Source organism: Haloglycomyces albus DSM 45210 (assembly GCF_000527155.1).
GTDB lineage: Bacteria > Actinomycetota > Actinomycetes > Mycobacteriales > Micromonosporaceae > Haloglycomyces > Haloglycomyces albus.
Genome location: NZ_AZUQ01000001.1, coordinates 1,789,099 through 1,804,436, shown reverse-complemented (window position 1 = coordinate 1,804,436; position 15,338 = coordinate 1,789,099). Strand labels below are relative to the sequence as shown.

At 59.5% G+C, this 15,338-nt stretch carries 11 protein-coding genes and 1 tRNA gene; 8 read left to right on the top strand and 4 right to left on the bottom strand.

Annotated features, from left to right (window positions below; all coding sequences use genetic code 11):
• Positions 1-423 precede the first annotated feature (423 nt).
• From HALAL_RS0108465 to HALAL_RS0108455, 3 genes are read left to right on the top strand one after another with little or no spacing between them, the layout of a single operon-like run.
• Entirely contained in the window at positions 424-1,065 is a 642-nt protein-coding gene (locus tag HALAL_RS0108465; RefSeq protein ID WP_025273586.1) for a hypothetical protein, read from the top strand.
• Positions 1,058-4,249, top strand: coding sequence for a helicase HerA domain-containing protein (locus HALAL_RS0108460; RefSeq protein WP_025273585.1), 3,192 nt, complete (start codon positions 1,058-1,060; stop codon positions 4,247-4,249). Before HALAL_RS0108465 ends, HALAL_RS0108460 begins: the two co-directional genes overlap by 8 nt.
• A gap of 11 nt (positions 4,250-4,260) precedes the next feature.
• A complete protein-coding gene (locus HALAL_RS0108455; protein ID WP_025273584.1) occupies positions 4,261-6,000 on the top strand; it encodes an AIPR family protein in 1,740 nt (579 codons plus the stop codon).
• Between the two features lie 150 nt (positions 6,001-6,150).
• Here the strand turns inward: HALAL_RS0108455 and HALAL_RS0108450 are convergent.
• A tRNA-Leu gene (locus HALAL_RS0108450) sits at positions 6,151-6,232 on the bottom strand.
• A gap of 160 nt (positions 6,233-6,392) precedes the next feature.
• Here HALAL_RS0108450 and rph point away from each other — a divergent pair.
• The 4 genes from rph to HALAL_RS0108430 all read left to right on the top strand — a co-directional run bounded on the left by rph (position 6,393) and on the right by HALAL_RS0108430 (position 9,759).
• Positions 6,393-7,118, top strand: a complete 726-nt coding sequence (rph, locus tag HALAL_RS0108445) for a ribonuclease PH (protein WP_025273583.1) — start codon at positions 6,393-6,395, stop codon at positions 7,116-7,118.
• Positions 7,119-7,135: 17 nt separating this feature from the next.
• On the top strand, positions 7,136-7,735 hold the full coding sequence (gene rdgB / locus HALAL_RS0108440; RefSeq protein WP_025273582.1) for an RdgB/HAM1 family non-canonical purine NTP pyrophosphatase: 600 nt from the start codon (positions 7,136-7,138) through the stop codon (positions 7,733-7,735).
• 183 nt (positions 7,736-7,918) lie between these two features.
• Positions 7,919-8,773 (top strand): NAD(P)H-binding protein, encoded by an 855-nt coding sequence (locus HALAL_RS0108435; RefSeq protein ID WP_025273581.1) that lies wholly within the window; start codon positions 7,919-7,921, stop codon positions 8,771-8,773.
• Positions 8,774-8,895: 122 nt separating this feature from the next.
• Positions 8,896-9,759: a CHAD domain-containing protein gene (locus HALAL_RS0108430; RefSeq protein WP_025273580.1), complete on the top strand. Its 864-nt coding sequence runs from the start codon at positions 8,896-8,898 to the stop codon at positions 9,757-9,759.
• A 116-nt stretch (positions 9,760-9,875) separates the two neighbouring features.
• Here HALAL_RS0108430 and HALAL_RS0108425 read toward each other — a convergent pair whose 3' ends face one another.
• From HALAL_RS0108425 to HALAL_RS0108415, 3 genes are all read right to left on the bottom strand, one after another.
• Complete coding sequence (locus HALAL_RS0108425; protein WP_025273579.1) at positions 9,876-11,525, bottom strand: DUF885 domain-containing protein; 1,650 nt, start codon at positions 11,523-11,525, stop codon at positions 9,876-9,878.
• 182 nt (positions 11,526-11,707) lie between these two features.
• Positions 11,708-12,070, bottom strand: a complete 363-nt coding sequence (locus tag HALAL_RS0108420; RefSeq protein WP_025273578.1) for a hypothetical protein — start codon at positions 12,068-12,070, stop codon at positions 11,708-11,710.
• 2 nt (positions 12,071-12,072) lie between these two features.
• Positions 12,073-13,746, bottom strand: a complete 1,674-nt coding sequence (locus HALAL_RS0108415; protein WP_025273577.1) for an SseB family protein — start codon at positions 13,744-13,746, stop codon at positions 12,073-12,075.
• Between the two features lie 357 nt (positions 13,747-14,103).
• Here HALAL_RS0108415 and HALAL_RS0108410 point away from each other — a divergent pair, with 357 nt between their 5' ends.
• The gene (locus HALAL_RS0108410) at positions 14,104-15,303 is read left to right on the top strand and encodes a S8 family serine peptidase (RefSeq protein WP_169732424.1); all 1,200 of its coding nucleotides are present in this window, start codon (positions 14,104-14,106) and stop codon (positions 15,301-15,303) included.
• The last annotated feature ends 35 nt before the right edge of the window (positions 15,304-15,338 follow it).

Sequence of the window (15,338 nt, the reverse complement as noted above, 5' to 3'; positions counted from 1 at the left end):
ATCGTGTCGCCACCAGAAATAGAGCTATCCCCGCGTGGGCGGGGGCTATCTTCAGGACCTGCAGTTCCACTGAAGCATTAGTCGATTTTAGTCCACCTGCGTTCTGAAGGGCTTCCAGGGGTTCTTAATACCGAAATCGGTTGAGGATTATGGTCGCGCCCAGTCGGTACTCACTCAGACTCGATGAGTAGCGGAATGAAACTAGAGCTGATGGTTATAGACCATTGCCATCGGATCCGCCGATTTCACCGCGACTTGCGCGAGCAATGCCACGAAACCGATTTGAGCACTCCCCGCATTCGGTATCACGACGTAACCGGAACTCAAGTACGCCTTGGAGACAAGTAGCCGTTTACTTTTCTCCAAGGCACTGCTAGCTTTTTGAGAGAACCGGTATTTTACCTGCCCTGTGAAAGAAATCTAATGTCAGACTTCACTAATGTCACAATTCCCGAATACAACCTCCTCATTGGAGTAGCCGCTCTCGACGGCAATGAGGTTCCCAATAAAGAGCTGGTCGAACGGTTTGGCCTCAAAACACGACCTCAGGAGCGCCAACGAATCAAGGACGCCAAGAAGCTTCTCATCGATGGTGGACAAGGACATCCCCTGTATTACACCCTGACCGATCCGGGTTGGGATCTTGTCGATGACCTCCTAAATGGCGATGTTGTTCCCAAAGGCAGCCTCACTGGTCGATCAGCTCGGGTCCTACACGCCATAACTCAGACTCTGGCCGCTGCTAACCGCGCGAATGGAAGCTCGATCGCGGGTGTCGTCCTGACTCGCATAAAGGACGATACCACGCCCGATGCAGCGGACGAGGTCGTCAACATCCTTGACGCAGCCGATGGCGATTGGGTTCCACTCCAGGAACTTCGCTCCGAACTGGCACCAATTGACAAGGACGAAATCGATGCCGTCCTCACCGAATTGTTTGAGGCCGGGATCGTTCAAGTAGCGCCTGAAGAAAACCGTGCGAGCGTTACACCAGAACAGCACGACGCAGGATGGTTCTTGGGCGGAACAAAGGTGCACTACGTTATGAAAGGCCGCAATGTCTGACGATGTTATCAATGCATTGAAAAGCATATCCCTCGACACGGCGATGACGTCAGAGGAACTGTGGTCGGATTCAGGCCGCGTGGATGTTCCGTCCATCAACGGCTCGGCGTTCAACATCATCACCAACGAATTTGGCAAACTGTCCAACGATATCAAACGCAGCCCCCATATCCTCCCGCTCATCGGTGAGCCCGGATCGGGAAAGACTCATCTGCTACGTCGTACCCGTCGACATGTTCAATCAAACGATGGGTTGTTCGTGCCATTGCAATTCAGTCGTAATGGGAATCCGTGGAGCGAAGTCGCCACGGGGTTCTACGACGCTCTGAGCCGACCACATAGCAGGGGTGGAAGCCAAGTCCAGCACCTGATAACACAGATCGCCGACGCATTCGAGCTTGATGACGACAATCGTCACCGTCTAGGCAGTTCCGTTGACCGCGACGGCATTGAAGCGATGTTGCGTGCTGTAGCGGATTCGGATATCGATTTCTACCGTATGAGAAATGAAACGATACGAGCGCTCCTACACAATACTTCCCGCGACCCCTATATGAATCAAGCCGGAGCATCATATTTGCGTGGAGAAGGACCGCTGGACCCCGAAGGGCAATGGGGGCCACCGACTTCCTCCATGCCAACCGCAGAAAAAATCGTTTCAGACATTCTGAATCTATGTTCCTATGCGGGTGGAACGATCATTGCGATCGACCAGACGGACGAACTGGTCAGGAACGTCAGCATCGGATCCGGTTCGGCTGAACCGGCGGATAAAGAGCATCTTGTCGAAATCACCGAATGTCTCATGGACCTTCGCGACAAGTCGAAACGGTCCATGATCATGATGTCCTGTATCTTCTCCACCTGGGAGCTGTTGAAATCCCACGCTTCAGAAGCCGCCGATGGACGCTTCACCGATCATATTCAACTCGGCAGGATTCCCGACAGCAACGCCGCCAAAGAACTCACCGCAGCCCTACTTGCGCCTGCCTATCGAGATGTGGACGTTCCCTACAACACCTACCCCTTTCCGGAATCGTTCTTCACCGCAGCGCCCCACTTCAGTCTCCGTAAATTCCTGGGACGCATTGAAAGAGCCGTACGGAACATAGCGGAATCAGGATCGCTGACCATATCGGACGAGGATCTATCCGAGCTTGCGCCGCACGGAACGAACTCATTCGATACCCGTTTTGAGGAGTTGACCGAGCAATGCGACCCCGATGAGGTCTACTTCAACAAGGACAGCGAAAAGCAACTTCTGCCTAACGTCACGCGAGCCATTCTGGAATGCCTGCGACGGCAAAACAACCGAATGGATCTTGATCTGTCGCCCTACGGGATCGGCAACAATGCGGACGCACCGGCCTTCCTGCAGGAAATCGACTCTGAAGGATCCCGCTGGAACGTTCGAGTGGCCGCGACAACCGCCGGTCAAGGTGTCACCGCCAAGTTGAACAAATTCCGCACACACCACCAACGTCCTAGCGTTCGTCCCGGCGAGCGCTCGATTTTGATTATCTCGGAGGAATGTCACCGGGGTTTGAAGTCGCGTGCGCTGCAACGGATCGCGGAGTTCTCCGATATCGGCGACGTCGTAGCGGTCAACCGGCTTGAACGTGCGAAGATGTACGCCCTATATCGCCTCCTGGAGGAAAACGACGAGGGCTTGACCGCCTGGCTGCAGACTCGCCGACCGTGTGATGACTTCTCGTTCGCCAAATATCTCCCCCCGTCCAAGGGCGTATCGCAACCAGAGCCCAATGACGATGCGCCACAACAATCCGGGAACACAATCGATATCGCATTGAGTAATCTTCCAGAGAGTTTCCTCCGCTCTCCGGCACCATCTCCCGATTCTGCCGACGATCCGTCCTCCGCCGTCGATTCCGCAGCTACGCGTACCCCCGAAGACGAACAGGCTTCTGTCCACCTCCCGATGCAGCGTTCTGATTCGGACGATGCGCCGCAACGGCCTATAGAGCTGGGGGACGTTGCGAAGGAATCCGTCTTTGTACGCCCCGAGAAGCTTCGCGAACACGTTGCCATTGTTGCGGGTACCGGTTCGGGTAAAACGGTTCTTCTCAAACGCATCATTGAACAGGCGGCGTTGTCGGGGATTTCGGTGGTGGTTGTCGACCCGAACAACGACTTGTCGCTGCTCAAATGTGGCCGGGAGGATACGCCCGGCAGTTGGACTCCGGTTGATGAAGACAATGCGAAGAGTTTCGCCAGTGACGTCGACGTCGTGGTGTGGACGCCGAACAAGGTGAAGGGGCGTCCGCTGTCGTTCCCCGTTTTCCCGGATTTCGCGGCAGCCATGGACGATCCCGATGACTTCGCCACCGCGATCGATAATGCGTGTGAGACTCTTCTTCCCAGGTTGAACTTCACGCCGCGAACCAAAACCAAGGGAGAAGCGGTGCTCCGCGAGTGTCTGGAGGGTTTCGCGCGTCGTGGCAGCGGAAGCATGGAGGACTTCATTGCCTTCGTCAGGGAAGGCAACATTACCGAGTCTTTCGATGATTCCCTCAAGATCGCCGACAACATAGCGGAGACGCTTACGGCGCTTAGCGTCAATGACAGGTTTTTCGGTGGCGGCTATGGGACTACTGATGTCTCGGAACTGCTGACGCCGGAGAACGGTGCGCGCAGTCGTGTATCGGTGGTGAATCTGTCTGGCTTGCCGGGGGATGAGCCGCGACAGACGTTCATTAATCGCTTGAACAATGCTTTGTTTTCCTGGGTGAAGAAGAATCCGTCGTCGAGTGGGACTCCTCAGGCTCTATTGGTGTTGGACGAGGCGCAAACCATCGCCCCCTCGCAAAAGTCAACGGCGAGTTTGCAGTCGACTCGGACAATAGCGTCGCAGGCTCGTAAGTTCGGTCTGGGGTTGTTGGTTGCGACGCAGTCGCCCAGCGGTATCGACAATCAGATTATCGGTAACTGCATGACCCATGTCTATGGCAGGTTGGTGCAGCCTACTCAGGTGAAACGGGCCGAGGAGATTGCAGCGGGCATATCGTCCCGAAAGTTCAATTTCCAGGGTCTCGGTCGTGGGGAATTTTATCTCGTGGGAGAAAACGCGCCGAATTCGGCGTTTCACAGTCGTATGTGTTTGACGCTGCATTCCCCCAGCGCTCCTTCCGATGATGATGTTCTGGATCTCGCTAGCAAGTCTTAAGGAGACCGTCCATGGCCATGAATCCCACCATTCGCCCTGATTTTGCTGAGTTCTGTGACAGTTACGAGTCGCTGTCGACGTGGAGTGAACCGGCGCGGTTCGAGGCGTTCGCGTTCGCCAGTGTTCTTCCCCGCTTCTACTTGGATGAGTTCGATCCGAGTGCGTTTGTTATCGGGGACGGTAGTGATCATGGTAGCGACGCCGTGGCTATTCTGGTTGGTGGGGAACTTTTCTCAGATTTTGAGGAAGCGCTGAAGACCGTGGAATCCCGGAAGGAGATCTCTCTCCATATCGTGGCGGTTCAGGCGAAGACCTCCCCCAGCTTCAGCGACCAGCAACTCAACCATTTTCGCACCCGGTGCCTTAACCTCTTCAATTCACACCGTGAACTACCGGCGAATACGCACCCCAAGCTAAAGACACTCAAGCAGATACTCAGCTTTCTCGGGGACAATCCTCGGAGGCTGTCGCGGCAGATTAAAGTTACGATCGCTTACGCGACCACCGGCGAACGGGTTTCTGAGGAGATTCGCCGAGACGCTAAAGCGTTCGAGGACGACCTTGGCGCGCTGAACTATGATGCGTCGGTGGAAACCGTGAGTCGAGCAGCGCTGTCGCGGGGCTATCAACGTTTGAAGCGCGTATCGACGGCCTCTTTGCCTATCGTCGGCAGGGAATTCACCAAACTACCGCCCATGCCCGGTATCGCTAAAGTGTATACCGCCTACGTTCCGGCGCAGACCTTCGTATCCGACATATTGTCCAGCGACGATGGAAGCCTCCGGGAATCGATCTTTGATGAGAACGTCCGGATCTTCTATGGTTACAAGAATGACGTCAACCAGGAGATACGTGATACGCTTCGCGATCCCGACAAAAAGCAACGATTCCCCGTGTTGAACAGTGGCGTCACTATTATCGCCACCTCGGTCAACGAGGGAAGCGGTGCCTTCGACCTGACGTATCCGCAGATTGTCGACGGTTCCCAAACCAGCCATGTGCTCCACCATGAACGATGTCAACTGTCCGATGTATATCTCCGTGTCACGCTGGCCGAGGTCGACAATGTCTACCACATCGACGAGATTATCTCCGGACTCAACAGTCAAACTGCCGTGGCACCGGAATACGTGGCTGCCCGCGCCGATGTTCACGAAGCCATCGAGGCGGTCTTCCGGTCGCATCAGAGTAATGATCGGAACATCTTCTACGAGCGCAAGGATGGCCGTTATCGTGATCTACCTTCCGCACGCGTCTTTACACCCAACCGGCTGACTCGTGCCTTTGTTGCCACGTTCCTCCGCAAGCCCCGCGCAGCCGTACGCGCGCAAGCGCAGTTCGAGAATTATGGGAGTCGAGTATTCGATCTCAATGTCTCTCCGCACCTGCACTTCGCTGCCGCCAGCATCGCCTATCGCATTGATTACTTCCTGGAACGCGAAAAGATCCAGAGCATATACAGACCACTGCGGTGGTACCTCATGTCCGGCGTTAAGGAACTTCTGTTCGGCAACCAACATTCGTTCCAAATTGGAAAGAAATCACGGAAGGAGTTTGACCGGAACCTCTCAGCCATCTGGGATGATCACGACCTTCAATCAATGCTTGAACAGGTACTAATCGTGATTGAAGAGCATCTCGACGTCATGAATCTCGATAATAAGCAACTGCGACAATTTGCGATGCGGAAAAGCTTCCAGAGAAACTTCCTTGAGGATTTCGCGCCTTACCACGAACCGCTCCGTCACTGAGCCATCCGTATGAAGGCGGAATACGACTGCCGCGCTCTTATCAAAGTCTTTACCAAGACGATCGCCCCATCCCCGGACGATCCGCCTGGGCACTGGAGCACGCGGAGAAAAATGAAGCCCCACGGTCGGCGACCGTGGGGTAGACATCGGTGCGCGAGGAGGGACTTGAACCCTCACGTCCTAAGACACTAGAACCTAAATCTAGCGCGTCTGCCAATTCCGCCACTCGCGCGTTTGGAACAGCCTCTACTCTACTATGTGCCACTAGTCGTATCTCGCAGAGGTCGATGCCAGTGTGCCTGTAGTACACGTCCTGTTCTACGCTGGATCGTATGTTGAACAGCTCTTCATCGTCTCAAGAATCAACCGCCTCGACCGGTGCTTCCGCCAAGGTGTCCCGCCCCGACGGCCGTGCCGCCGACCAGTTGCGTCCGGTGACGTTCACCCGTTCCTGGACCCAGAACCCCGAAGGATCGGTGCTCGTGGAGTTCGGAAACACCCGCGTGCTCTGCACGGCCTCCGTGCAGCCCGGAGTACCGCGCTGGCGGCGTGGTTCCGGAGAAGGCTGGGTCACCGCCGAATACGCCATGCTGCCGCGTTCGACGCATTCGCGTTCCGACCGGGAGTCGATTCGCGGCAAGATCGGCGGACGTACGCACGAGATCTCTCGCCTCATCGGCCGTTCGCTCCGCGCCTGCATCGACTTCAAGGCCCTCGGGGAGAACACGATCACCCTCGACTGTGACGTGCTCCAAGCCGACGGCGGAACTCGCACGGCCTCCATCACGGGCGCTTATGTCGCATTGCACGACGCCGTGCAGTGGCTGAAGGACCAGAAACTGGCCCGTAAGCCCGAGAAGGTTCTGCGCGATTCGGTGTCGGCCATCAGCGTCGGGATCGTGGACGGCAAGGCCCTGCTGGACCTGCCGTACGCGGAGGACGTCAAGGCCGAGGTCGACATGAACGTCGTCCTCACCGGTCAGGGCGAGTTCGTCGAAGTTCAGGGCACCGGTGAGGACGCCACCTATACCCGGGCCCAGCTGAACGAGCTTCTTGACCTGGCGGAAAAGGGCTGTAAGGAACTGGCCTCGCAGCAGGCCCGCACGCTTCTCTCCTAAGGATCGAAAAGGAATCTGTGGTGAAAATCCTTCTTGCCACGCGTAATGTGGGGAAACTCGCCGAACTGCGCGACATCCTGTCGGCCGAAGCCGCTCAGGTCGAATTGGTCGGGCTGAACGACGTGGAGTCGTTTCCCGAAACGGCCGAGACCGAATTGACCTTCTCGGGAAACGCACTGTTGAAAGCCCGCGACGGAGCCCGGCATTCGGGTTTGGTGACCGTGGCGGACGATTCCGGACTGGCGGTCGACGCCTTGAACGGGATGCCGGGTGTGCTGTCGGCCCGCTGGGCGGGTTCCCAGAAAGACGATGAAGCGAACAACCGGCTCCTTCTGGATCAGATGTCGGATATTCCCGACGAGCATCGCGGTGCCCGATTCGTATGCGCCGCCGCTTTGGTCCGACCCGACGGGGGCGAAGAGGTCTTCTTCGGAGAGATGACCGGACGCCTGGGCCGAGCGGCGAAGGGAACGAACGGCTTCGGCTACGATCCGCTGTTCTACCCCGACGAAGCGTCGGAGAACGTCACCAGCGCCGAGCTCTCCTCGGAGGAGAAAAACCGTATCTCCCATAGAGGTAAGGCATTCGTCGCCTTGGCGCAGGCGTTGGCGCGATAAACACTGAGAATATTTTTCATTACAGGGTTGTGTTCCATCGGGGGCACAACCCTGTTTTTCATAGTCGACGAAATGGACGATACGGCCGCATATGCCGACCGAAGTCGACTTTTAGGCCAACAGCGGCGACCGATTGTGATTTGATCGTGACCGTAACCATGCTTCATTCTGAGAGGGGTCGTCATGATCGGTGTAACGGTGACCAGCAGTCCTATCGGGTCGTTGACCATAGACAACCTACTGGAACGCGGGGTTCCAGCCGAACGCATCATCGCCCTGGTGCAAGATCCCGACTCCGAATCCGCCGTCGCGGACAAGGGCGTCGCCACTCGTCGCGTCGACTACAACGAGGCGGCCACCGTTCACGCCGCGATCAAAGGCGTGGAGAAACTGCTCTTCGTCCCCGCCCCCGACATCGGCAAACGCCTGATAGAGGCCGAACACGTCGTCGAAGCGGCCAAATACGAGGGTGTCGGTCTCCTGCTGTACCTGTCGATCCTCAACGCCGATACGAATATGATGGCGCTGGCCACCGAGCACGTCGGTACCGAACAGCTGATCAAGGAAAACCGCATCCCCCACCTCTTCCTGCGCCATACCTGGTATTTGGAGAATTACACGCACTATATTCCGCACTACCTCAAGACCGGCACCATGCTGGGCGCGGCGGGCAAGGGGCGCATCGCGGCGGCCTCCCGCAACGATATCGCCGAGGCGGCGGCGGTTCTTCTCACCGAAGATCACGGGATCGATCGGACCTTCGAGCTTGCCGGCGACGAACCCTTCACTTATCAAGAATTCGCCGAAATGCTGACGCGCCTGTCCGGAACGACGGTCAACTTCGAACAACTCGATCCGGAGGCCCTCACCGATGCCTTGCAGGACCAGGGCCTGTCGTTGGAAGTAGCGTCCATGAAATCCGACCGCGACGCCGGTATCGCACGTGGAGATCTGGATTCCGTCTCCAGCGATTTGACCGACCTGATCCATCGTCCGAGCCTGTCGTTGCGCGAGGCCATTTCGCGGGCCCTGCCGTAAAACGGCCCGCGACCACGATCGCGTATTGCCACCGCACAGCGAACCCGGTACCACCGAAGCCGCACCATAAGGCCCGTTTGTGCCTTAAGATCAGCAGTAGAACCACTGAATGAGGAACCGCCATGTCTGCTACCGCCACGCTCAAAACTCCCACCGTCACGCCGGCGGGTCTGGTCATCGCCGACTACATCGGTGATCACATAGACGGCTTGAACACCGCCTTGGCCGACACTCTCCGAGCACAGCCGCATTCGGCCGCCGACACGCGCGCCAACATCTATCGAGTGCGCACCGCCATCCGTGGTTACCGGCATCTTTTCGTCACCGTCCCCTTGGCGGGTCCGCAGCTGGAGCAGCTTCTTAATACGATGAAGCGAACACAGGAGCTGGAGACGCTGGCCGAGCATTTCGCTCATCGGTTCGAGCAGCTGTCGGTCGACTCGGACCACTATCCCAGCTGGTATTCCACCTTGCTGGAAGAACGCCGCGATTCCTACCACGACATCGAACGGATATGTGAGCAAACCTGGGTCGCGGCCCTGTTGGCACGGGTACGCATGTTTTCCGACCATCCGGAACTGACTCCCGACGGCGAGCGCCCCGCCAGTAGCCTGATGGACATCATCAGTCGTTCGCGCACTCATCTGCTGGACACGTACGCCAAGATGTCCCATGCGGCCGATATCAACGCCGCTCGGGAATTGACTCGTCAATCGGCCCGGGAGACTCGGTTCCTTGCCGAGGCGGCGCAGGACGTGCTGGGTACGGCGGTGGCCGATATCGCGCATTCCGCTGGACGGCTCCATGACGATCTCAACGACTACCGCCAGATCAATGTGGCCCGCACCTGGCTGCTGCGGTTGCCGGGTAAGGCTCGGGCCGATGAGCTCACTGCTTCCTTGGCCGAGCTGGAGAAGCAGGATCTGCATCGGGTCGGCGACGATATTCAGATAACGGTCAACGAACTTATTTCATCATGGAGTTAGATTCTTCGCTGTTTTGGACATAATGAAAGGCGCCGACCAAAGGACCAGAAGTCGGCGCCTTTCTACTGCCTGGGAATCCCAGATACCCAGGCAGTTCCCCCTAGAGAATAAGGTCTTCATTCGTTTGTCACGTCCGCTAGGACGGCGGTCAGGTTGTCCAGTCCCACGGGACCGGCGTTGAGGGCCTTGGTATGCCAGGCCTTGAGGTCGAAGTTCTCGCCCTGAAGGCGTTTCGCTTCGTCACGGGCGGCCAACCAGGCTCGCTCCCCCAGTTTGTAGGTGATCGCCTGGCCCGGCCATCCGGCGTAGCGCACGATCTCGGGGCGAGCGCGATCGGGTGCGATGCGGCCGCGGTTGATCAGGAAGTCCAGCGCCACGTCGAAGTTCCACTCCGCACCGTGTCGCTCGGCTTCGGCACCGGGGATCTCGAAGCCGCAGTGCAGGCCGATGTCGATGACCACTCGGGCCGCGCGGGTCGCCGATCCGGTCAACATGCCCAGTCGCGTGGCGGGCGTTTCGAACCAGCCCAGCTCATCGCATAGACGCTCGGCGTACAGGGCCCAGCCTTCGGTGTAGGCGCTGGGCATATTGGTTTTGGAGAATCGCGAGATGCTGTCTCCCACCACGCGCAGCTGTCCGATCTGCAGGTGGTGTCCGGGTACGCCTTCGTGGAAGACGGTGGTCAGTTCGTCCCAGACGGGGAACACGTCCCGTCGGTGAACCGGCCAGTTGGTCTTGCCCGGACGTTTCAGGTCTTCGCTCGGTCGGCTGTAGGAGGCCGCTCCGGAGCTGGAGTCCGTTTGGATTTCAATGTCGAGTTCGCGCAGCCGGGGGTCGATGTCGAAGTGAACCCCGTCGAGCTTTTCGAAGGCCCGCTCGTGCGTCTCTTCGAGCCAGGCGCGATACGCGTCCAGGCCTTCGACGACTTCGGTGCGGTACAGGTGATCGATAACCTCGTCGAGCCCTGCTCCCGGGAGGATCCGTTCGGCTTCGGCCTCCATTTCGGCTTCGATGCGGTGGAGTTCTTCCCAGCCCCAGTCGTAGGCCTCGCGCAGGTCGAGGTCGGATCCGGTCATGAGGCGTGCGGCGACCTGGTAGCGCTCGATTCCCACCCCGTCGGCGTCTAGGGCACCGGGGGCGTATTCCTTCTCCAGGTAGGTGCTGAAGTCCTCGAACGCGCGGTATACGGCGTCGAACGCCTGGGTCAGTTCCTCGCGGAGGTCTCCGTCGCCGTAGGCGTCCAGGTGTTTGTCGAAGGTCCGTCCGGCCACGTAGTTGCGTGCCTGTTCGGCCATTTCGAGGGCCTGGCGACGCGAGGCCGGTCGATTCTCCGCCAACCCTACGTTCAAGGTGTCGCGGTAGGTTCGTAGAGTTTCGTTCACTCCGTTGGCGCGCCGGATGATCCGCTTCCAGTCGTCGGCGGTCTCTTTCGGCAGCGCGTCGAAGTGTCCGACGATCATGAGCATGGTTCCGAACGGTGCCCGTAGGTCACGCATCCACTCTCCCGAATCGAAGGCGGCGATCTGCGCTTCCAGACGCTCACGCATATGTACGCGAGCGCGTTCGTCCGCGGCACTGTGTGCGGTTAGTTCGTTGAGCTCGGCGAGGGAACGGCGATCGAGGTCGGCCTTCTCGCGTTTGCTCTCGGGACCGAGGTCTTCGACGTCGCGGTCGCAGTCGATGCCCAGCTGTGCGGACATCATGGGGCTGCGAGTGAGCAGTTCGCCGATGTATCGGTCGGCCAGGTCAAAAATCTGTGAACTCATGTCAGTGAACTTACCGGTCGGCTAGTTGGATTGATTCTAGACTACTACGTCTCGAAATTGATGTGTTAACACCCCCCTGCTATTTTCGCGACGGGACCGTTCACGTGCATAAATTCCCGTTTTATGGCATAAAAATGGAGCGGGAAGACCTCTTCCCGCTCCCTACGATGTGAGTCGCCGAGCTAGATGTATTCCTCCGCGATGTCGGTGATTTCCTCTCGTGGGGCCCATACCTGGTAAACGCCCACGTCATAGGTCTCCAGGCCGAGGATGCCGACGGCGTTCGGATCGTTTCCGGTGTATTCCAACCGCATCCAGTTACCGTTTTCCCCGAGTACGTAGAACGACTCCCCACGCCACCGCGCGGTGGTGCGGACGTAGAAGAAATCGTCCAGCTCCTCCAGCGGAAGGCCGCGGCGGTAGCGGTTTTCTTCGATCTGTACAAAGCCTTCGCCCGGGGTCGGCGAATAGAGGCGAACGTGCATGCCGTCTGGACTGGAGTCGTACTCGACGCCTTTCCACCGTGCGATGTATCCGTCCCGCATCGTTAGACTCCTCCCCACTGTTGTGCCTGACGCTGGTCGAGTGTGTGGCCCGCGCCCGAAGCGGGGGCGGATTCCAGAGCCGCCGGTCCGGACGGCCCCACCGGAATCCACGCACGCCGGTCGGCGTCGAACGTGGCGACCTCGGTGGCCTCGCCCGTGGAGTTCAGGCGCAACATGGTCGCCCCGTGCGGCAGGTGAATGGAATGGACCGAATACACCCGAATTCCGTTCGCCTTCTCGTGGCTCGGACTGTACAGCGCCGTCCGATAGCCGACCCACCGAATGACGTGCGCTTCGTTGTCACTGGGGTGGAAATCGGAGTTGGTGTTGTAGTCCAACTGCAGTCCCGAGTACAGCCCGGCCGGTGAGGTGTATCCGGCGACGTCTTCGGCCAAGGTGATGTGTCCGGCCACGCGGTCGTAACCGCGTTCCAGATAGTACGGAACCTGATGGTGCGGTAGAAGTTTCACCCAGGAACGAGGTTGGCGTTTCTGCTGTTCCCGTTGCCGTTGCGCGGCGGCGGCCTCCGAGTGGGAGCGTTCCAGACGGTTGGAGAACTCCAGGAGGTCTTTTGCTTTGGCCCATTTGATGAGCGAGCCGATTTCCGCGCCGGGCATATTGGCCCCGGCGGTGGTTCCCGGATTGACGTACAGGGCGTACTGATGCCCCGGCCAGTGCTGGGCGAGCCAACCGAAAGGCACCGTCACGTACGGCCGCTCTCCCATGCGCTCGATCAGTCGTTCCTTGGTGGTGAAGACCGTGATGCCGTGAATGCCGTCGACGATGTCGGAGTCCCACCGGAAGTTGGGATCGCCCACGCGCATGGCCGCCACTTCGGTGTCCGGTACGGGAAGCAGCACGGTCGTCCGCATGAGGGCCATGAGAAACGCCGAGGTGTCCCCACTGGTCGCAGCGGAGGTAAGCGCCTCTTCGGCCGCCGCGCCGGTCAGTTCGCTGAGCTGATCGGCATTACCGCCGGGAGCGGCCGGCGTGGCCGCCGGTGCGGGCGATGGAGCCGGAGCCTGATTCGGCGGAGGCCCGGGCAGGTTGGTGGGATCCATCTCCGTGGCGGGTTGGCGTCGCGGCAGCCCGCCCTCGGGTGGAGGTGCCGGAGGTCGTTGTTGGTCACTGGGGCTGACCGCAGTGGGGGGAAGATCCGGTGAATGCGGCGCGGGCGGCATCATGAGGCGGTCGTCGGCGGGTGGCGGCCCCGAGCGATTGCCGAACGCGTCGGAGGCGATACCCGAACCGCCGAAGCCGGGGTTGGGCTGCTGAGCCGGCGGCCCCGGAGCCGGTTGAGGAGGCGGTGAACTGGACGAGAGTTCGGAAACGAACCAGGCCGGAAGGTAGCCTTCGATGGGAAGTCCGGGGTTGACCGCCAACCACCACTGCTCATTGGGCCACGCCGCCGCCAAAGCGGGCAAGCGGTGCGGTTTGGCGGGCCCCGCACCTCCTGACAGGCAGGCGTTCATGGCCGTCTCGGAAGTGAATGCGAGAACATGCGTGCGATCATCGCTTGTCCAGGTGGCCCAGGAAGCGTTGACGCCGGAGGGGTCGTCTTGGGATACCGGGAGAAGCAGTTCGATTTGAGAGAGAATGGAAAAGTAGCCTTCCTGGTCCTCTGCTCTCAACGCTTCCCGCAGTCGGTGTTCGATTTCATTGCTAGGTTCCCACATTGGTGTCCCGCTTATTCCTTCCCTTTCGCGGTCCTAAAGAACTGGAGCCGTACACACCGCATCTTTATGGCTGTCGTTCCTACCGTGAAGTCCGTTCATCTCGGGATCCACCAGATGGTGCGCAGCGGTGTAGGCGTACTAAGTCACTCTGCACTCTTATCTCTGGATCATGTGAATCGGTCTCCGAATAGGCCAGGTTGTCGAGGGGACTTCATTTTATCGCGTGCTTCGGTCACGTTAGCGTGACACCCTTGCACGTATTACCTCGGGCGGGGGAGTGTCACAAAACCGTAAACCGAATTCGTGTCATTACCGCCGTTGCGGCACATTTCGTGCCACCATCCCTACATTATGTGGATGATGCGGACACTGCAGGTAATGCTGCGTCGGTTGGTGTACGGCCTCGCTGGAACGCGGCCCTCACGCACCCGACGTCGACGACCGCACCACGGTGGGGCCATGGCGACGACGTCGTCGTCATTGTGGTCGGCGGTCCTTTGCCTCATCGTAGCATCGATGTACCTCGTGGTCCTGGCTCCGAGCGCGGCTCACTCGAACGGCTTGCAATCGTGGCACCACGACCGCATCGGAACCGAAACCGCCTGGGAACACGCGACCGGTGACGACGTGACGGTGGCGGTCATCGATTCCGGCGTCGACGCCACGCACCCCGCCTTGGCTCCGAACGTCACAGACGGCCTCTCATACGTACCCGCTTCGGACTCACAACATCGACCCGCGCAGCGCCTCGGACACCACGACCCGGTCGGCCACGGAACGGCGATCGCCGGACTCATCGCCGCCCAACGGGACTCCCCCACCCCCGGCGTGGCCCCCGACGCCACCGTTCTACCGGTGCGAGTGCTTGACGATGAGAACAAATACCACGACGCCACCACGGTCGCCACCGCCATCGAATGGGCCGTACAGAACGACGCCGACATCATCAACCTGTCCCTGGGAGGCAGTCGCTCCACCTACGCTCTCGCCGAAGCGCTCGAATACGCCGACAACCACGGCGTCCTGGTCATTGCCTGCACCGGAAACTCCGACGGCAGCGGAGACTCCGAAATCTGGTACCCGGGCCGCGACCCGCTGACCGTGGCCGTTACCGGTGTAGGCCCCGACGGCGAGCGCTGGCCCACCGCCGTCACCGGCGAAGCCGCGGATTTGGCCGCACCGTCGGCGAAACTACGGGTTCCGGCTCCCGACGGCGGATACCGGCGAGCGACGGGAACGTCGTTTTCCACCGCCCTCGTGTCGGGAGCGGCGGCCTTGCTACGGGAGGCCCATCCGCAGGCGGGGGTCGCCGAACTACGTCATATGTTGCTGGCGAGCGCGACCGGTGGGCCCGCCGACCTGGGGTCGGGGATGCTGGACATTCCGGCGGCCCTGGAGTCCGACACGGCGGCGTTCGGCCCCGGGGGCGTGTCCTCGTCGGCTCGGCGGATGGGGATGGTGGAATTGCTCGCTTCGGGGCTGGCCGTCGGGTTTTTGGTCGTCACGGCGGTGTGCTTGCGTCCCAGGCGTAGGGCCGTGTCGGGCGCGGGATCGTAGGCGTATGAAGTGGTTATCACGGCCTTATCAAGGTC

What these genes read in the sequence shown, in the direction of transcription:
- HALAL_RS0108415 (WP_025273577.1), bottom strand. Translation starts at nt 13,746, where the DNA reads ATGTGGGAACCTAGCAATGAAATCGAACACCGACTGCGGGAAGCGTTG.
- HALAL_RS0108455 (WP_025273584.1), top strand. Translation starts at nt 4,261, where the DNA reads ATGGCCATGAATCCCACCATTCGCCCTGATTTTGCTGAGTTCTGTGAC.
- HALAL_RS0108430 (WP_025273580.1), top strand. Translation starts at nt 8,896, where the DNA reads ATGTCTGCTACCGCCACGCTCAAAACTCCCACCGTCACGCCGGCGGGT.
- HALAL_RS0108460 (WP_025273585.1), top strand. Translation starts at nt 1,058, where the DNA reads ATGTCTGACGATGTTATCAATGCATTGAAAAGCATATCCCTCGACACG.
- HALAL_RS0108420 (WP_025273578.1), bottom strand. Translation starts at nt 12,070, where the DNA reads ATGCGGGACGGATACATCGCACGGTGGAAAGGCGTCGAGTACGACTCC.
- HALAL_RS0108410 (WP_169732424.1), top strand. Translation starts at nt 14,104, where the DNA reads ATGATGCGGACACTGCAGGTAATGCTGCGTCGGTTGGTGTACGGCCTC.
- HALAL_RS0108425 (WP_025273579.1), bottom strand. Translation starts at nt 11,525, where the DNA reads ATGAGTTCACAGATTTTTGACCTGGCCGACCGATACATCGGCGAACTG.
- HALAL_RS0108465 (WP_025273586.1), top strand. Translation starts at nt 424, where the DNA reads ATGTCAGACTTCACTAATGTCACAATTCCCGAATACAACCTCCTCATT.
- HALAL_RS0108435 (WP_025273581.1), top strand. Translation starts at nt 7,919, where the DNA reads ATGATCGGTGTAACGGTGACCAGCAGTCCTATCGGGTCGTTGACCATA.